Source organism: Acinetobacter sp. SwsAc6 (genome assembly GCF_013391565.1).
Taxonomy (GTDB): domain Bacteria; phylum Pseudomonadota; class Gammaproteobacteria; order Pseudomonadales; family Moraxellaceae; genus Acinetobacter; species Acinetobacter cumulans.
Window position 1 is genome coordinate 215,395 of the sequence record NZ_JACAXE010000001.1, and the last position, 17,398, is coordinate 232,792.

The following is a 17,398-nucleotide window of genomic DNA, read 5'->3' on the forward strand; positions in this document are numbered from 1 at the left end:
TGCACCTGCATAAATCACAGGGCAATAGCACATTTTTTTGATATTAGGAAAAGCCTAAATTACAGAAAATCTTTTAAGTTTGGTTTGACGCCATGCCAAATGCGGAAGGATTCAATCGCTTGTCCGACCAACATACCAAAACCTTCAGATGTCGGCACACCACGCGCTTTGGCTTGATCCAAAAAGCTTGATGCTTTGCCGTATGCCATTTCATAAGCATATTTAAATTGTAAAGTTTCAGGCAAAACCAGCGCATCGCCAGAAAGGCTTGCAGACGTTGCATTGATGACCAGATCAAAATCGCCATCTAAGTCATGCAATTCAACCGCACTGAGTTCAGTATTTGGGACTGCATCTTTTAGATCTGCAACCAGTTGTTCGGCACGTGCCAAGGTGCGGTTTGCAATCACTATTTTTTGCGCACCCGCTTGAACAAGTGGGTAGATCACGCCACGCGTTGCGCCACCTGCACCAATAATTAAAATACGACTTTGTGCTAAGTTCCACCCTAAGGCAAGGATGGCTTCGACCAGCCCTTGGCCGTCGGTATTGTCACCATGTAATTGACCATTCTGCATCCAAAGGGTATTTACAGCTTTGGCAATTTTTGCACGCTCAGTAAGCACCGTGCAGGCATTAAAAGCTTGTTCTTTAAATGGAACAGTCACATTCATCCCAAGCCCGCCTTGTGCGAAAAAATCTTGCATGCTGGCATCAAAGCCATCGAGTGGTGCAAGGCGTTTCGCATAATTGAGGTCGATACCCATTTTTTGGGCAAAGGCATGGTGCAGTTCTGGAGAACGAGATTGTTCAATTGGATGGCCGATCACGGCAAATTGCTTGCTCATCGCACAAAATCCATGTGGAGAAATGTGCATCAATATACGGCAATTATGCGTCAGTCTAAAGCTTTAATCAAAATTTCAGCCCAAGCTTTGCTTTGTGATTCTTCATTCTGTTATTGGGTGATTTTTGCTGTATTTAAGAGTTGCAAAGCTCAAATATGGCATCAATAGCTAAAAAAGAAGCGCTCAAAAGAATCCCAATCAATGCGATCGGCATCGTGCTATAAGCAAATTGATCATTAAACTGGCTTTCAGAAAAAAGCGCGATACTGATAGCTGTGAGCATAAGGACGATAAATCCCCAAAAGCTGAATAGTGTGGAATGAGTTTTGATGATATTCATGCTATTTCCTGCGTTTGATCTGTAGGAGGAGAAGATCATAGATTGCAATCATGACAATATCATTTTGATGATGAGGCATATTTCATCAGGATAGATCTTCAACACTCTAAAGTCATGATGATGACTTGAGCATTCATAGTACAGCACTCGACGATAATAGATGTAGGTTAATCGCAAGGACTGCCAACGTTGAGTCTATATTGTGTACATCAAAGGTAAATAAGTAAGGGGGAGTCGGGAGCTCAAATTGAAGCTGATCTTTGATGTCTATGTTAAGCGCTCAGTTTGGTAATGGATTTTCAGTCCATGTAAAAAGCCTCCAAGAGTTGGAGGCTTGATTGTATTTAAAGCAGACGGGGATACAAAAACTTATTTCAGCGTGTTTAACCAGTCTTGTGGTTTTAAATAATAGTCTGTGAGTTTTTTCTCAGCAGAATCTGCATCCCATTCTGGACGGTACGACCAACCTGCCAGTGGAGGCATGCTGACCAAGATGGACTCAATGCGCCCACCCGTTTGTAAGCCAAACAAGGTGCCTCGGTCATACACTAAGTTATATTCGACATAGCGTCCACGACGGTACAGTTGGAAGTCTCGCTGTGCTTCGCTGTATGGCTTGTCACGGTTACGTTCAAAGATGGGTAAAATCGCTTCAAGGTAGCCATTACCCACAGCTTGCATGTATTTAAAGCATGTCTCAAAGTCCCATTGATTCAAATCATCAAAGAACAAGCCACCTACACCACGCTGTTCATCGCGATGCTTTAAGTAGAAGTAATCATCACACCACTGTTTATGTTCGGCATAAACGTTATCGCCAAATGGTGCACACAAGTCGTGGGCTGTTTGATGCCAGCTCAGGACATCTTGTTCATTAGGATAAAAAGGCGTTAAGTCAAAACCACCACCAAACCACCAAATTGGGTCTTGGCCTTCTTTTTCGGCGACAAATAATCGAACATTGGCATGCGAGGTGGGTACATTTGGATTTTTCGGATGAATGACCAGTGATACGCCCATCGCTTGTGCTTTCGCACCTGCAATTTGTGGGTGACGCTCTGTTGCCGATGCAGGGAGCTTAGAGATCTGGATGTGGGAGAACATCACACCGCCTTTTTCAATCACGGTTCCATTTTGCAGCACACGGGATCGACCACCACCACCTTCAGGACGTTGCCAATCATCAATAACAAACTCGGCTTGGCCACCACCAGCATGTTCTTGTTGCTCTAGTGCCGTACAAATGCGGGCTTGCAAATCGCAAAGGAAATCTCGGACACGTTGTATATCCGCTGAAGTTGGATGTGACATTGCCACTCTCATTGATTTATATAATGACTAGGAATATCAAAACATAAAATGTCTAAAAACTTAAGGTTTTTTTGCCAATCTTGAGCATCGGAAAAACTGAAAGTAGGCCTAAATTTAAGTCGTCGGAAGGGCATTTTGTATGAAGCTCTGCTGGCTTATTCCGACTAAATGGCTAGGTTGAATTCACCTGATAAGCCAAGCAAAATAGCATTAAATGCAATTTCGTTTTTTGTTAAGGCTGTGGATATGCAACAGGCAACATCACTCATCCAAAAATATAATGTGCCCGGGCCACGCTATACCAGTTATCCAACCGTACCTTATTGGGATGAAACTTCATTTTCATCAGAGGCATGGAAACACACACTAAAACAATCCTTTGATGCATCCAATGCAACTGAAGGCATCAGTTTATACATTCATCTGCCATTTTGTGAAAGCTTGTGTACCTTCTGTGGTTGCCATAAGAAAGTCACAAAAAAGCATGAAGTTGAACAGCCTTATATTCAGGCGGTGCTCAGAGAGTGGGCGCTGTACCGCCAATTATTGGTCGAACGACCTGTCATTAAAGAAATTCATTTGGGCGGTGGGACGCCTACGTTTTTTGCTCCTGAACATTTAACACAGTTAATTCAAGGGATTTTAGCCGATTCAGATGTAGCACCTGAGCATGAATTTAGTTTTGAAGGTCACCCCAACAATACTACGCGTGAGCACTTACAAGCACTATATGATGTGGGCTTTCGTCGTGTTAGCTACGGGGTACAGGACTACAATGAAAATGTACAAAAAGCGATTCACCGTATCCAACCCTTTGCCCATGTAGAGCGTGCGACCACTTGGGCAAGAGAGATTGGCTATAGCTCAATTTCCCATGACTTGGTTTTTGGCTTGCCTTTTCAACAGCTCGAAGATGTATTGAATACCATTGAGCAGACCACACGCTTAATGCCAGACCGTTTGGCATTTTATAGTTATGCGCATGTGCCATGGATTAAAGGCAATGGGCAACGCGGTTTTAAAGATGCTGATGTGCCTAAGGATGAAATGAAACGTCAGTGCTATGAAGAGGGCAAAAAAGCATTATTGGCGCATGGTTACCATGAAATTGGTATGGATCATTTTGCATTAAGCACCGATCCAATGTATCAGGCGTTTCAGGCGCAGGCTTTACACCGTAATTTTATGGGCTATACCGCATCTAAAACACAAGTCATGATTGGCTTGGGGGTATCTTCGATCAGCGACAGTTGGTATAGCTTTGCACAAAATGAAAAGAATATAGATGCATATTATGCATGTCTGGAAAATCATCAAATTCCAGTGGTGAAAGGCCATGTGTTGAGTGCGGAAGATTTAAAAATTCGTAAGCATATTTTGAATTTAATGTGTGCGTTTCAAACCTCATGGGCTGACCAGACGATGGATTTTCCTGAACGGGAAGATGTCATTCAGCAACTGGTAGAGATGGAGCAAGATGGCCTATTGCAGATAGAACAGGATCAAATTGTGATTACGGAGCAAGGTAAGCCCTTCGTAAGAAATATTTGTATGGCGTTTGATTTACATTTAAAACGAAGAAAACCTGAAACTCAGATATTCTCGATGACGATTTGATTTTCACTTTGGAGAGAAGATTGCTAAGTCTCCCGTTCTGATTGCAGAGAGGGAGATGTGTTTAGCAAAAGAAAAATATTGCCGAGTAAAAAATGGATGCTTCACATCGATTTGTCGTCATTGCATTTTAGGTTTGGTAATCAGGTCAGTAATTTCTTTGCCATATATCCATGTGTTGAGTATTCCGTCTGAACTTTCTAAGCCAATAACATCTAAAAAATTTTCAAAAATAGTCGCAACTTGCTCGCGATCATCAGTATATAAACTGTTTGGATCTATTTGGTTAATCCCATTGGATAAGATGTGTAATAACTGTTGTTTACTTGGTTGGCTATTGCTTTGATAGAGACGGATAAATGCTTGTCGTGTACTTTCAATAGATTGATTAATGTGATTTTTTAAAATGTACTCTTGTAATGTTGCATCAGAAGCGCTGCCATAAGCAAAACGATTGTTCGTCTGAAATTGTTGTAGTTTTTGAATGGTGGGTGCTTGCGTGTTTTGGGCATTTGCTGGTGCTAGATCGGCTTTACACACGTTGGCAAATAAGAAGAGACTGAACACAAATAGAATCGTGGTTAGCTTCATGTGTTCAATCTCTGATTATTCTTAATTCATGCTTTTATTTAAAAATCATCTTTATCGTACATGTGCGACATCCGATCATGTTTGGTTTTTAAATATTCTTCATTGAATTTATTTAAACCCACTGTAAGCGGAACACGGTCTACCACATTAATGCCGAGGTCTGTTAATGCTTTAAGTTTTAACGGATTATTGGTAATGAGGCGGACTTCGTTGACCTGTAAATGCGCCAGCATAATGCTACACATATCGTAAGTACGTGCATCCGCAGGTAAATTCAACATAAGGTTTGCATCTACAGTGTCATGACCTTGATCTTGTAGGGCATAAGCACGGATTTTATTGGTAAGACCAATACCGCGACCTTCCTGACGTAAATATAAAATTACGCCTTGACCTGTATCATTAATCAGTTGTTGTGTTGCTTGTAGTTGTGGACCACAGTCACACTTGAGTGATGCAAAGGCATCACCTGTTAAACATTCTGAATGAATGCGAACTAAAACAGCACCCGTTGGTGCGGTTTCTAAGCCTTTAGAGAGTGCGACATGTTCTTCGCCGGTGTGTGGGTCTTGAAATACTGAAATTTTAAATTCACCAAAAGCGGTCGGTAATCTGGAAGTCGCGACAAATTCTATAGGCACAGTCAAACCCGAATAATTGATTGTAAATTGTTTAAAGTATAGCGTAATGCTTGGACATTGGTAGAATTGCAGTTACGATTTTGTGCAGAACATTTTCTTTTTTTGCATAAAGAGAACGATAATAGTTGATAAATAGTCAGATTATTCAGGATAATCTCCTACACTTAAACATAACACCCAATTTTGAGTTGAACTTAAAATTGCATCGCTAGAAATATGGCTGATTGAAGGTGATACAATTCGATATAATCATCGAATATCCATTTGACCTAGCTTAGGATTTGCCAGGCTTTAGAAGGCTTTGCCATATTATGCTGTATACAGAAATACCGTCTCATCGCCCCATTACATCGCTGCTGGACAGCATTGAGCTACCTCAACAGCTCCGTCTGCTTGAAAGCACGCAGCTCGAACAAGTGGCGGATGAGTTACGTCAATTTATTATATATGCAGCAGGACAAAGCGGCGGACACTTTGGCGCAAATCTTGGCGTGATTGAATTGACCGTTGCGTTGCATTACTGTTTTAACACACCACGCGATCGCCTGATTTGGGATGTGGGGCATCAAGCCTATCCACATAAAGCGCTAACAGGGCGCCGTGAACAACTCGTTACTATTCGTGCTAAAGATGGCTTAGCGGCCTTTCCTGCGCGTGAAGAGTCAGAGTACGACACATTTGGCGTAGGCCATTCTTCAACGGCAATTTCTGCAGGTTTAGGCATGTCATTGGCACGCCGTTACCAAAAAGATCCTTGTGAAGTTGTTGCTATTGTAGGGGATGGCGCAATGACTGCGGGTATGGCCTTTGAAGCCATGAACGATGCAGTTGCACATGATGCAGATTTAATTGTTGTATTGAATGACAACGATATGTCGATTTCATGTAGCACAGGTGGTTTTGCCAAACACTTGGCAGCCATTTGGGGCAAAGGTGAGTCAGTTAATATCACCGAACAGGGCGAGGCTTATCTACAGCCTCATCCTGAATGGACTTATAACTCACGTTTACACAGCGCAGCCACAGATGCGGCGGACAATCTATTTAAAGCCATTGGTTTTGATTATTTTGGCCCTTTTGATGGCCATGATGTTGTGCAACTGACTCAAGTTTTTGAAGCAGTGAAAAAGCGCAAAGGTCCACGTTTGGTACATGTCTATACCAAAAAGGGCAAAGGTTTTGCACCAGCAGAAGCGGATCAAATCAAATATCATGCGATTAGTAAACTTAACGCACCCGCATCGTCTACAACTGCGCCAAAATATTCAGATGTATTTGGTCAGTGGCTATGTGATGAAGCGGCACAAGATGAGCGCTTAATCGCAATTACACCGGCCATGTGTGAAGGTTCCGGCATGGTAAAATTTGCCCAAGATTTTCCACAGCGTTATTTTGATGTCGCTATTGCAGAACAACATGCGGTCACTTTGGCTGCAGGTATGGCATGTGAAGGTTTAAAACCTGTTGTCGCGATTTATTCCACCTTCTTACAACGTGGTTATGACCAGCTTATCCATGATGTTGCATTACAAAACCTTGATGTGACTTTTGGGATTGACCGTGCAGGTTTGGTGGGCGAGGATGGCCCAACCCATGCGGGTGCCTATGACTACGCTTATATGCGTACCATTCCGAATATGGTGATCATGGCGCCAAAAGATGAAAATGAATGTCGCCAAATGCTTCATACGGCATATTTATATCCAGGCCCAACAGCAGTACGTTACCCACGTGGTAATGGTTTAGGGGTAAGTATCCAAAGCGAACTTCAGGCCATGAACATTGGCGAAGCAGAAGTTTTAGCAAGCTTTAATGAGGCGGCAGGCCCAAGCATTTCAATCTTAGCGTTTGGTAGTCGTGTACAGCCTGCTTTTGAAGCTGCACAAGCCTTAGCAACACAAGGTTTAGCGGTTCGTATCGTCAATATGCGTTATGTGAAACCATTAGATGAAGCATTGTTGGATCGTCTTGCAGATAGCACGGCTTTATTTGTGACGGTTGAAGAGCATGCTGTAATGGCGGGTGCGGGTAGTGCAGTGAATGAATATCTCGCGAAGGCAGGTATTGTGAAACCAACATTGAACTTAGGTTTGGCAGATGAATTTTTACATCAAGCCTCACATGGACAAATGTTGCAATTGGCTGGCCTTGATGCCGAAGGTATTGAAAAATCAGTACAACGTGCGTGGTCGAAACTCGCTTAAATCGCTGAATTTATTTTTTTAAATACGTTTAGAAATATTTTTTTGCCTAAAAGCCCGTATATTTGCTAAAATGTACGGGCTTTTATGCATTATTCTTTATCAGTGTCTTCAAATTTGTAGTGGGTGTTCAATGGAACCTATGGTGGTGATGGCTGCGCGTGCGGCTCAATTAGTTGGTCAAGAGCTTTTAAAAGCGCATCAAAATCGTCATAAACTCGATTTGCAAGTTGAAGAAAAAGGCATCGACGGTCCTGTAACACGTGTAGATCGCTACATTGAACAGTTGACTATCGACACGCTTCGTAAAAGCTATAAAAACCACAGCTTCCTAGGTGAAGAGTTTGGTCTTCAAGAAGGTAAAGGTCATGACGCTGATTGGTGTTGGATTATTGACCCACTTGATGGCACTTTAAACTTTATTAATGGTTTCCCACATTTCTGTGTATCTATTGCTGTTCAACATAAAGGTGTAACTCAACACGGTGTTATTTATGACCCTGTAAAAGATGAGTTATTCTCTGCAAGCCGTGGTCGTGGCGCAATGTTGAACCAACGCCGTATTCGTGTAAATGTAAAAGACAGCTTAGAAAATACCTTTATGGGTGTAGGCCATGCTTACCGTAAAGTCCGTAATGGTGAAGTAGTGTCTTATGCAAAAAATCACTTCGATTCATTATTAAATGTAACTGAAGCAGGTGCTCAATACCGCCGTGCTGGTTCTGCTGCCCTTGATTTAGCTTATGTGGCTGCTGGCCGTTTAGATGGCTACTTTGAACTTGGCTTAAAGCCTTGGGATATCGCTGCAGGTGAGCTGATTGTGAAAGAAGCGGGCGGTACTGTAGTAGATGCACGCGGCGGTTCAGATTCTATGGAAAACGGTCAAGTGATCGCATGTTCTATGAAAATGTTAAAACCATTAATGCAAGCTGTAGTTCCTGCTTGGGGCGAAGCTGCTAAATAAGTTATTCAACTTATCTGTAGTTCGAGTTTAAAAAAACCCTCATTGATGAGGGTTTTTTATTGGGCTTATATTTAGACTGATAAAAATAATAAATTTAAGAAATAAAAAATGACAGAGCTTGAGCAGGTGTTTGAATAGCCCATCTCCAACTAGAGTGCAGAATATGTTAATTCAGTTTATTGGGCCTGGCGGTGCAGGCAAAACAACGATCGCAAAGCAACTTGCTCCTAAAATAGGGGCTGTCTGTATAGATTTGGATGAATATTTCCTAAAGATGGAAGGGGATATCTCTTTATATATTCAACAGCACGGCTATTTGGCCTATGCACGCCGTAATATCACTTTGTATCAACAACTGCGAAGATCAATTCAGCCAGAACAATCTGTCATTTTAGTGTGTTCATCTGGGTTTATGACCTAAGCACTAGATCAGGATGCAGAATATAAGACCATTAAGCATCAACTGTTAGCCGAAGCACAGACCTATGTATTTTTACCATCATTAGATAAAAAACAATGTATTGATCTTATTGTGCAGAGGCAATTAAACAGAGCATATCTTCAGGCAGATCCTGAAAAAGAATGCTTAAAAATTTCACAGCGTTTTGATCAATATGCTTCTTTCGCGTGTACACGGGTCATTACCCACGATACACCAGAAAATATTGTTAATTTTTTAATGACACTTCTCGCGGCGCCTAAAGGGTTGAATAAAGGAGTACTTTAATAAAATATGGAGTATCTATCAGTCAAATTTTTGTATGCTAGACAGCAAATAAATATATGTTTTTTGAATTTGTTGTTTCAAGTTGACTAAAAAGGATGACTTTTAAAATTATTCTGATATAATCCGCCCACGCACTTATTTTCGTTCATTACCTGAACATTTCTCTTCAAATCATTGTGTATGCGCGTGCGGTCCAAAGAGAGGACGATATCTCGCGCCCCAATCGCTTTAGCGATTCCTTCAGGTTTAGCCGTAATCATGCGTGCGTTATATCACATCGTCGTTACTCGGATCGCCGCTGAATCTTAGATTGTCAGCGTTTATTGCTGTACCGCTTTTTGCCGATGTCCAATTGACTTTATTTTAATGGAGCACCCATTTTTCGGGTGAAAAACTCTATGAGCAAAACTTTTGCTGAATTTCCTCTACACGAGTCCCTGCAACAAGCTCTACAAAGCTTAGGTTTTACTGCGCCAACTCCTGTACAAGAGCAATCAATTCCTGCGGCTTTAGAAGGTAAAGACCTTTTAGTATCAAGCCAAACAGGTTCTGGTAAAACAGCTGCATTCTTACTCCCAACTTTAAATGCATTAGCTGACCAAGATACTTTCGTACCGTTTAAAGAACGTATGAAAGCGATTACTCAACCTAATATTTTGGTTTTATGTCCAACGCGTGAGTTGGCTCAACAAGTGAGTCAAGACGCAATTGCATTCGTACGTCACATGAAAGGTGTTCGTATTGCTGCAATTATGGGTGGTATGCCTTTTGGTAAACAAATCCAACAATTAAAAGGCGCACAAGTTGTTGTTGCGACTCCAGGTCGTTTACTTGACTTGGTAAACCGTCGTCAAATTAAATTAGACAAAGTTGACGCGTTAATTGTCGATGAAGCTGACCGTATGCTTGATCTTGGTTTCTCTGAAGACCTAGAAGCAATCAGTGATTTGGCTGCGAACCGTAAACAAACATTAATGTTCTCTGCAACTTTTGCACCACGTATCATTACACTTGCTGAACGCATGATGAATGAACCTGAACGTATTGCAATTGAAACAGGTCATACAACAAATACAGACATCACTCAGACTTTACACTGGACTGATGGTTTTGAGCACAAGAAAAAACTTCTTACTCATTGGTTGAGCGAAGAAGATCTTGATCAAGCAGTTGTATTCGCTTCTACTCAAGAAGACACAGATATGTTGGCTGAAGAACTTGCTGAAGCAGGTCACTCAGTTGTAGCGCTTCACGGTGCTATGCCACAAACTGTACGTAACCGTCGTTTACGTAGCATCCGTGAAGGTCGTGCAAAAATCTTAGTTGCAACTGACGTTGCAGCACGTGGTCTTGACGTACCAACAATCTCTCACGTAATTAACTTTGGTCTTCCAATGAAGAACGAAGACTATGTACACCGTATTGGTCGTACAGGTCGTGCGGGCCGTACTGGTAAAGCAATCACTTTAGCAACTTACCGTGAACGCGGTAAAATCCGTGCTTTAGAAGATTACCTAGATGCACGTTTAGAAGTTTCTGAAATTGAAGGCCTTGAGCCATCTCCACCTCCTGCACGCGGTAGCCGTGATGGCGGTCGTGGTCGTCGTGACGGTGGTCGCGGTGGTCGTGGCGGTTTTGGTGGCGGTCGTCGTTTTGAAGGCGAAAGCAACTTTAAACGTCGTGAAGGTGGCCGTGATGGCGAACGCCGTTCATTCGGTGGTGAAGACCGTCCACGTCGCGAATTCAACAACGATCGTCCACGCCGTGAAGGTGGTTTCGAAGACCGTCCACGTCGCGAATTTAACAACGATCGTCCACGCCGTGAAGGTGGTTTCGAAGACCGTCCACGTCGTGAATTCAACAACGATCGTCCACGCCGTGAAGGTGGTTTCGAAGACCGTCCACGTCGTGAATTCAACAACGATCGTCCACGCCGTGAAGGTGGTTTCGAAGACCGTCCACGTCGTGAATTCAACAATGATCGTCCACGTCGCGAAGGTGGCTTCAACGATAAACCACGTTTTGACTCGAATGATGACAACCGTGGCAATCGCGTAGATTACAAACCACGTCGTGAAGGTTCTTTCGGTGACCGTCCAAAACGTGATTTTGGTGATCGTCCAGCACGTCGTGAAGGTGGCTTCGGTGACCGCCCAAAACGTAGCTTTGGTGATGACCGTCCACGTCGCGAATTTAATTCAGATCGTCCACGTCGCGAAGATGGCGAACGCGGTCGCAAATTCAATGACTAATTGAATTTCGTCTGAAATAAAGATAAAAACCGGCCATTCGCCGGTTTTTATTTGTCCTTTTTTTGATAAAATGTATACTTGATCATGTTTCTTGTTCTATTTGATAATTATGTTGAATGTTAGCAAGCGGTTTTTACAAGCTTCTTCTTTGGAGGTGCTTATGCCTTATATCGGTTTAGCTTTATTTTTAAGCAATATTGTTTATTATGTCTATAATCATTGGGTTTAAACTCGTACGCCTTGTTTTCGCCAGTTTTGAAAAAATAAAAAATAAAAACACACTATAATTTAGTCATCTTGTGTTACATGGAAAGGTAACATTATGTTCTTGAATCCTTTATAGTATGCGTGCTGAAAAAATGCAGGAATAAGCTCAGCTATGAATAATCAAACACCTCTTCAGGCTCAATCACTCATTGAAGTGAAAAACTTGAGTTTTAAGCGAGGAGAGCGTGTCATTTATGACAATGTCAGCTTAACCATTCGTCGTGGTCAAATCACCGCTATTATGGGGCCGTCAGGTACGGGTAAAACCACCTTATTGCGTCTTATTGGTGGTCAGTTGGTGCCCGATGCAGGTGAAGTCCTCCTAGATGGTAAAAATATTGGCCAAATGTCACGCCAGGAATTATTCGCTGCACGTGCGCGTATGGGCATGCTTTTCCAAAGCGGTGCATTATTTACCGATATGTCCGTGTATGAAAACGTGGCCTTTCCAATCCGTGCACATACGAAGTTACCTGAACATTTAGTATCAGAGTTGGTTTCTCTGAAGCTTGAATCTGTAGGTTTACGTGGTACAGAACAGTTTATGCCTGCAGAGCTCTCTGGCGGGATGAATCGTCGTGTGGCATTGGCACGTGCAATTGCGCTTGATCCAGAGCTGATTATGTATGATGAGCCCTTTGCAGGCCAAGACCCAATTGTGATGGGTGTATTAACCCGTTTAATTCGCTCTTTGCGTGAAGCTTTGGATCTTACCACTATTATTGTGTCGCATGATGTGGCAGAAACCTTATCGATTGCCGATTATATTTATGTGGTTGCAGAAGGCAAAGTTCAGGGTGAGGGGACTCCCGCTGAGCTGAAAGCACATGCTTCACCTTTTGTACGTCAATTCCTTACAGGTTCAGTCGATGGTCCTGTCGATTATCAATTTAGCCATCAGCCATATTTGTCGCAAGAGGTTCGTTCATGAATGCAATTGCCGCATTAGGTAGACGCGTCATTGAACGTGTCCAAGGCATTGGCACAGCATTTATTATGTTGTTGCAAATTTTATGCTCTTTGCCTACATGGCTTGGGGTAAAGCTGTTTATTTATCAGATGTATCGTGTTGGGGTGTTATCCCTGCTGATTATTACTGTATCTGGCTTATTTATTGGTTCAGTCTTGGGCCTACAGATGTATAGCATTTTGTCTACATTTGGTAGTGAAGCAATGCTGGGGACTGCAGTTGCACTCACATTGTTAAGAGAACTTGCACCTGTTGTGGCGGCTTTATTGTTTGCAGGCCGTGCAGGCTCGGCATTAACTGCTGAAATTGGTTTAATGAAAGCCACTGAACAGCTATCAAGTATGGAAATGATTGGTGTAGACCCTTTGAAACGTGTGATTTCACCGCGTTTGTGGGCAGGCATTATTAGCCTTCCAATGTTATCCGTCATATTTGCCGCTGTTGGTATTATGGGCGGTAAGTTGGTCGGTGTGGACTTCTTGGGTGCGGATGAAGGTTCGTACTGGAGTGGTATCGAAAATAGCGTGCAATTTTTTAAAGATGTGTTAAACGGCACAATTATTAAAAGTTTTGTGTTCGCACTAATTTGTACATGGATTGCGGTGTATCAAGGCTATGCTTGTGAGCCAACATCTGAAGGTATTGCAACTTCTACAACACGTACAGTGGTGTATTCGTCGCTGTGTGTTTTAGGTTTTGATTTCGTGTTGACTGCGGTCATGTTCGGAGGTATTTAATGAAATCACGTACGAGTGAGCTGGCCGTCGGCATTTTTGTTATTTTATTTGGTATTGCTTTATTTTTCTTGGCCATGCGTGTGAGTGGTTTGGTGGGCAATAATTTAAAAGACAGCTATGAAATGACTGCTGTTTTTGAAAATGTGAATGGCATTAAACCCCGTGCAAAAGTTGCAATGAGTGGTGTTAAAATTGGACAAGTAGATTCAATTACACTCGATCCAATGACGCGTTTAGCGACAGTACATCTTACGATGGATGGTAGCTTAACGACGTTTAATCCAGAACAATTAAAGCAAGTACAAAAAGATGCCTTAGAAGAGCTACGTTATAGTTCGGATTATGAGGCGGCCGATCCAGCACAACAAAAAGAAATGGAAAAGCAACTTATTGCTAACATGAAGTCCATCACGAATATTGATGAAGATGCTTATATTATGGTTGCAACCAACGGTCTGTTGGGTGAGAAATATTTGAAAATTGTACCGGGTGGTGGTTTGAACTATTTGCAGCGTGATTCTCAAATTGTGAACACACAGGGCACGATGGAAATTGAAGACTTAATTACCAAATTTGTAACCGGTGGTGCTGGTAAGTCATCTGATGCTAAAGCTGAAGAGACAGATACTACGGCAGATGCAGAACCGTCATTTACAGAATAGTTTTTTGAGGAGAAAACACGTGAATACTTTGGTGAAACAAACCTTAACAGCTAGCATACTTTCGACCATGCTTGCAGGTACCGCTTTTGCAGCACCATCTGAAACGCCACCTGCATTTATTAAGAAAGTGGCTGATGGGTTGATCACTCGTTTGAAAGCGGACCAATCTAAACTGCAAAACAACCCTGCAGCAGTAAAAGCAATTGTGCGTCAAAATCTTGACCCATATATTGATTCACAAGCATTTACACGTATTGTGATGGGTACTTATGCAACGAATCAGAACAGTACTGCTGCACAGCGTGCTCAGTTCGAAAAGAATTTCCGTGAAACGCTCATTGAAAACTATGGTTCTGCTTTTGCAAAATACAGCAACCAAAGCTACACCATGCGTCCATTTAAGTCGACAAATCCAACCAATCCTGTTGTGACCATCGACTTCATTAACAATGGCGAAAAAATTCCAGTATCGTTCCAATTGGCTGACAAAGGTAGCCAATGGAAAATTCGTAATATCAACGTTTCAGGTATCGACCTAGGCTTGCAATTCCGTAATCAGTTTGCGGCAACTGTAAAACGTAATGGCGGTAACTTGGATAAATCAATTGCGAACTTCAAGCCTGATGCTGAAGCTGCTGTTGAAAAGAAAAAATAAGCAGGTTTAAGATGATTGAATTCACTGCGCAAGAGTTGCATGTAACTGGGAAAATTGATTATCGTAATGCTGAACAGTATTACGCTCAAGGGCTGAAAGTTATTCAGACACAGCAACAATATCCAATGACAGTGAATTTATCTGCTTTGGAGCATGGTAGTACTTTAGCATTGGCGGTATTGGTTCGCTGGCTAAGACAAACACCAAATGCAGAAGGTCTAGTCTTTAAAGCTGTTCCTGAAAAAATGATGAAGATTATTCAAGCTTGTCATTTAGAGCATGATTTGAAACTTATTTAAATTCTATCGTGATTTAAAAGTGATCTTCATAAAAAAAGCGCCTAAGGGCGCTTTTTTGTGGGCTACAGATAAATCGTGATTTCATCTGTAGCATGCTGTGTATTTCAGGTTGAAGCAATGCGCCAAGGCGTGCTCAAATCCATTTTTTCCAGCGGAAGTAAATGAGTGGGCCAATCAAGAAGGCAATTAAAATTAAGCTGACCACGATAAAGCTGGTTGTTCCATGTGCGAAAGGGAGTACATCAGTATTCATGCCGTAAATGCTGGCCACCAGCATAGGAGGCGCAAGCATACTTGGTAAAATCGAGAATCGACGAATGGTATCGTTCTGTTCGGTATTAATGAAGCCAGAAGTTGTGTCGAGCAAGAAGCGTACTTTTTGGAATAAGAAGGCATCATGTTCTACCAATGAGCGTACATCTTCACTCAGTTCTCGAATATCTGCGTCGTAAATATGGCTACCAAGCGCACGTGGACGAGATAAGAAGGTGAGGACACGACGTAAGTCAATAAGACACAGCTGTGCTTTACCAAGCATGTCTTCTAATTGTGCCAAGCGCGTGATCATGTCATCTAAATCTAAAATCATTTCACGGTGACGATTGTTTAGCACTTCTGTGGAGTATTTTTCCAAGTCCTTGTGGATATCTTCTAAGATATCCGCAAGCTCATCGAGTTTGGCTTCCAGCAAGCCCAATAAAATCCAAGTTGGATCTTTATAATCAATTTCATAGTCATTACGACGCGCCCGTGCACGAAAAGCACGGAAGGCCACCAGTTTTTCACCGCGCAGTGTAAATAGGCGCTCTTTATGAAGAATGAAAGCAACGGTCTGCACGGTTGCTAAAATACTGGAGTTTTCTTCGGTTTCGCCATCGACCTGAAAGTTTTTATTTTTCGTTAAAAAATACGTACTGATATGCAAAATGCCATCATCATCACGGTAGAATCGTGCAGATGAGGAAATGTCTTCTAGCGATTTAAGCGTAGGCATATTTTGATCATAGGCATCCATGATCCATTGCTGTTCTTCTTGAGATGGAGCAATGAGGTCAAGCCAGACCAAATCTTGATGTAGATCGAAGTCACCATTGACAGTGGTATCTTCTAAACTACCGCGCTCTGTGGCGTAAAAGGCTTCCAGCATGCCGTCTTTTCTCCCTTGCGCAGTATGTAAAAATGAATGCGTGTATTTTAGACAAGGATGCTTAGAAATACACTGCTCGAATGATTATTTTATTAAAAAATCTGAACGAAGTTTAGATTCCAAGCATGACAATTCAATAACAGGGTGAGAGATGATGAATTCTATAGCAATTTTTTGTGGTTCAGCTTTAGGTACGGACCCTGTTTATGAGCAAATCGCCATTCAAGTCGGGCAATGCTTAGCAAAACATCAGATCACTTTGGTATATGGTGGAGGGCGTTCAGGTCTCATGGGCATCGTTGCAGACAGCGTATTACAGGCGGGCGGTAAAGTTATTGGCGTGATTCCGAAGCAATTGGTGGACCGTGAACTCGCACATCCACATTTGACAGAGTTACATGTGGTGCAAAATATGCATGAACGTAAGACCAAAATGTCGGAACTCTCCGATGGTTTTATTGCGATTCCTGGTGGTGCTGGTACCTTGGAAGAAATTTTTGAACAGTGGACTTGGGCACAATTGGGAATTCACTTAAAACCTTGCGCATTTTTAAATATTGATGATTTTTATACGGACTTAATTAAGTTTATTCAGCTCACAGTGGAAAAAGGTTTTACGCAAACCCGTTTTGCAGATGCTTTGGTGGTATCCGATCAAATAGAAGATATTTTAACGCAGTTTATGCACTATACGGCGCCACAACCTAAATGGGGAATGGCGGCAGATCAACAAGATTTGGTGAAACATTAAGATGAAAGTGATTACTGTTGCTGCGGGCATTGTGCTAAATGAACAACAGCAAATGTTGGTGGTGCGTAAGAAAAATACTGCCTGCTTTATGCAGGTGGGTGGCAAGCTAGAACCGAATGAGCATCCAGAACAAACCATTGTGCGCGAAATTGCAGAAGAAATTGGCTGTCAGGCTAAAATTCAGCATTATCTTGGGCGCTTTGAAACTGCAACAGCCAATGAACCTGATCATCAACTGGTGAGCTATGTATATCATGTGACCTTAGATCAGATTCCAACGGTACATGCAGAAATTGCGGAAATGCGTTGGGTGGATTTAGATGATCAAGACATAGCACTGGCACCATTGACCACAGAAATCATTATTCCTTGGATTAAGCAGCAATTGGTTTCTTAAGCAGTTAGATGAGTCTCGTAGTAA

The 17,398-nt window shown here is 42.2% G+C and carries 18 protein-coding genes; 12 read left to right on the forward strand and 6 right to left on the reverse strand.

Annotation, left to right across the window (positions count from 1 at the left end; genetic code table 11):
• Positions 1–59 precede the first annotated feature (59 nt).
• The 3 genes from aroE to hemF all read right to left on the reverse strand — a co-directional run bounded on the left by aroE (position 60) and on the right by hemF (position 2,499).
• A complete protein-coding gene (gene aroE / locus HYG93_RS01000) occupies positions 60–848 on the reverse strand; it encodes a shikimate dehydrogenase (protein WP_106984001.1) in 789 nt (262 codons plus the stop codon).
• A 133-nt stretch (positions 849–981) separates the two neighbouring features.
• Entirely contained in the window at positions 982–1,188 is a 207-nt protein-coding gene (locus HYG93_RS01005) for a hypothetical protein (RefSeq protein ID WP_106984002.1), read from the reverse strand.
• A gap of 369 nt (positions 1,189–1,557) precedes the next feature.
• A complete protein-coding gene (gene hemF / locus HYG93_RS01010) occupies positions 1,558–2,499 on the reverse strand; it encodes an oxygen-dependent coproporphyrinogen oxidase (RefSeq protein ID WP_106984003.1) in 942 nt (313 codons plus the stop codon).
• 246 nt (positions 2,500–2,745) lie between these two features.
• Here hemF and hemN point away from each other — a divergent pair, with 246 nt between their 5' ends.
• The gene (gene hemN, locus HYG93_RS01015; RefSeq protein WP_117007423.1) at positions 2,746–4,116 is read left to right on the forward strand and encodes an oxygen-independent coproporphyrinogen III oxidase; all 1,371 of its coding nucleotides are present in this window, start codon (positions 2,746–2,748) and stop codon (positions 4,114–4,116) included.
• Between the two features lie 117 nt (positions 4,117–4,233).
• On the opposite strand, the gene HYG93_RS01020 is transcribed toward hemN, so the two are convergent.
• Together HYG93_RS01020 and ribA are read right to left on the reverse strand one after the other, a co-directional pair.
• On the reverse strand, positions 4,234–4,704 hold the full coding sequence (locus tag HYG93_RS01020; protein WP_178961673.1) for a DUF4844 domain-containing protein: 471 nt from the start codon (positions 4,702–4,704) through the stop codon (positions 4,234–4,236).
• Positions 4,705–4,742: 38 nt separating this feature from the next.
• Positions 4,743–5,345 (reverse strand): GTP cyclohydrolase II, encoded by a 603-nt coding sequence (ribA, locus tag HYG93_RS01025; protein ID WP_178961675.1) that lies wholly within the window; start codon positions 5,343–5,345, stop codon positions 4,743–4,745.
• Between the two features lie 311 nt (positions 5,346–5,656).
• Here ribA and dxs point away from each other — a divergent pair, with 311 nt between their 5' ends.
• The 9 genes from dxs (at position 5,657) to HYG93_RS01070 (ending at position 15,079) form a co-directional block, all read left to right on the forward strand.
• On the forward strand, positions 5,657–7,549 hold the full coding sequence (dxs, locus tag HYG93_RS01030; protein ID WP_120364475.1) for a 1-deoxy-D-xylulose-5-phosphate synthase: 1,893 nt from the start codon (positions 5,657–5,659) through the stop codon (positions 7,547–7,549).
• Between the two features lie 130 nt (positions 7,550–7,679).
• The gene (locus HYG93_RS01035) at positions 7,680–8,510 is read left to right on the forward strand and encodes an inositol monophosphatase family protein (RefSeq protein WP_106984007.1); all 831 of its coding nucleotides are present in this window, start codon (positions 7,680–7,682) and stop codon (positions 8,508–8,510) included.
• A 163-nt stretch (positions 8,511–8,673) separates the two neighbouring features.
• A complete protein-coding gene (locus tag HYG93_RS01040; protein WP_106984008.1) occupies positions 8,674–8,931 on the forward strand; it encodes an AAA family ATPase in 258 nt (85 codons plus the stop codon).
• Between the two features lie 704 nt (positions 8,932–9,635).
• Positions 9,636–11,489 carry a DEAD/DEAH box helicase gene (locus tag HYG93_RS01045; protein ID WP_117007426.1) on the forward strand — a complete coding sequence of 618 codons (1,854 nt, stop codon included), beginning with the start codon at positions 9,636–9,638 and terminating at the stop codon, positions 11,487–11,489.
• Between the two features lie 379 nt (positions 11,490–11,868).
• Positions 11,869–12,687 (forward strand): ABC transporter ATP-binding protein, encoded by an 819-nt coding sequence (locus HYG93_RS01050; RefSeq protein ID WP_120364474.1) that lies wholly within the window; start codon positions 11,869–11,871, stop codon positions 12,685–12,687.
• Positions 12,684–13,463: a lipid asymmetry maintenance ABC transporter permease subunit MlaE gene (gene mlaE, locus HYG93_RS01055; RefSeq protein WP_106984011.1), complete on the forward strand. Its 780-nt coding sequence runs from the start codon at positions 12,684–12,686 to the stop codon at positions 13,461–13,463. The genes HYG93_RS01050 and mlaE overlap by 4 nt, the downstream gene beginning before the upstream one ends.
• On the forward strand, positions 13,463–14,125 hold the full coding sequence (locus tag HYG93_RS01060) for an outer membrane lipid asymmetry maintenance protein MlaD (protein ID WP_178961677.1): 663 nt from the start codon (positions 13,463–13,465) through the stop codon (positions 14,123–14,125). Before mlaE ends, HYG93_RS01060 begins: the two co-directional genes overlap by 1 nt.
• 19 nt (positions 14,126–14,144) lie before the next feature.
• Positions 14,145–14,780: a phospholipid-binding protein MlaC gene (locus HYG93_RS01065; protein ID WP_106984013.1), complete on the forward strand. Its 636-nt coding sequence runs from the start codon at positions 14,145–14,147 to the stop codon at positions 14,778–14,780.
• A gap of 11 nt (positions 14,781–14,791) precedes the next feature.
• The gene (locus HYG93_RS01070; protein WP_106984014.1) at positions 14,792–15,079 is read left to right on the forward strand and encodes a lipid asymmetry maintenance protein MlaB; all 288 of its coding nucleotides are present in this window, start codon (positions 14,792–14,794) and stop codon (positions 15,077–15,079) included.
• Positions 15,080–15,212: 133 nt separating this feature from the next.
• Here HYG93_RS01070 and HYG93_RS01075 read toward each other — a convergent pair whose 3' ends face one another.
• Positions 15,213–16,226, reverse strand: a complete 1,014-nt coding sequence (locus HYG93_RS01075) for a CorA family divalent cation transporter (protein WP_106984015.1) — start codon at positions 16,224–16,226, stop codon at positions 15,213–15,215.
• A gap of 154 nt (positions 16,227–16,380) precedes the next feature.
• Here HYG93_RS01075 and HYG93_RS01080 point away from each other — a divergent pair, with 154 nt between their 5' ends.
• Both HYG93_RS01080 and HYG93_RS01085 read left to right on the forward strand, forming a co-directional pair.
• A complete protein-coding gene (locus tag HYG93_RS01080) occupies positions 16,381–16,977 on the forward strand; it encodes a TIGR00730 family Rossman fold protein (RefSeq protein ID WP_121594298.1) in 597 nt (198 codons plus the stop codon).
• A gap of 1 nt (position 16,978) precedes the next feature.
• Entirely contained in the window at positions 16,979–17,374 is a 396-nt protein-coding gene (locus HYG93_RS01085) for an NUDIX domain-containing protein (RefSeq protein WP_106984017.1), read from the forward strand.
• Positions 17,375–17,398: the final 24 nt, after the last annotated feature.

Coding starts and splice junctions, on each gene's coding strand:
- aroE (WP_106984001.1), bottom strand. CDS start 848: ATGAGCAAGCAATTTGCCGTGATCGGCCATCCAATTGAACAATCTCGT.
- dxs (WP_120364475.1), top strand. CDS start 5,657: ATGCTGTATACAGAAATACCGTCTCATCGCCCCATTACATCGCTGCTG.
- HYG93_RS01075 (WP_106984015.1), bottom strand. CDS start 16,226: ATGCTGGAAGCCTTTTACGCCACAGAGCGCGGTAGTTTAGAAGATACC.
- HYG93_RS01060 (WP_178961677.1), top strand. CDS start 13,463: ATGAAATCACGTACGAGTGAGCTGGCCGTCGGCATTTTTGTTATTTTA.
- HYG93_RS01080 (WP_121594298.1), top strand. CDS start 16,381: ATGAATTCTATAGCAATTTTTTGTGGTTCAGCTTTAGGTACGGACCCT.
- HYG93_RS01035 (WP_106984007.1), top strand. CDS start 7,680: ATGGAACCTATGGTGGTGATGGCTGCGCGTGCGGCTCAATTAGTTGGT.
- HYG93_RS01050 (WP_120364474.1), top strand. CDS start 11,869: ATGAATAATCAAACACCTCTTCAGGCTCAATCACTCATTGAAGTGAAA.
- HYG93_RS01070 (WP_106984014.1), top strand. CDS start 14,792: ATGATTGAATTCACTGCGCAAGAGTTGCATGTAACTGGGAAAATTGAT.
- HYG93_RS01005 (WP_106984002.1), bottom strand. CDS start 1,188: ATGAATATCATCAAAACTCATTCCACACTATTCAGCTTTTGGGGATTT.
- HYG93_RS01040 (WP_106984008.1), top strand. CDS start 8,674: ATGTTAATTCAGTTTATTGGGCCTGGCGGTGCAGGCAAAACAACGATC.
- hemF (WP_106984003.1), bottom strand. CDS start 2,499: ATGTCACATCCAACTTCAGCGGATATACAACGTGTCCGAGATTTCCTT.
- hemN (WP_117007423.1), top strand. CDS start 2,746: ATGCAACAGGCAACATCACTCATCCAAAAATATAATGTGCCCGGGCCA.
- HYG93_RS01045 (WP_117007426.1), top strand. CDS start 9,636: ATGAGCAAAACTTTTGCTGAATTTCCTCTACACGAGTCCCTGCAACAA.
- HYG93_RS01085 (WP_106984017.1), top strand. CDS start 16,979: ATGAAAGTGATTACTGTTGCTGCGGGCATTGTGCTAAATGAACAACAG.
- HYG93_RS01020 (WP_178961673.1), bottom strand. CDS start 4,704: ATGAAGCTAACCACGATTCTATTTGTGTTCAGTCTCTTCTTATTTGCC.
- mlaE (WP_106984011.1), top strand. CDS start 12,684: ATGAATGCAATTGCCGCATTAGGTAGACGCGTCATTGAACGTGTCCAA.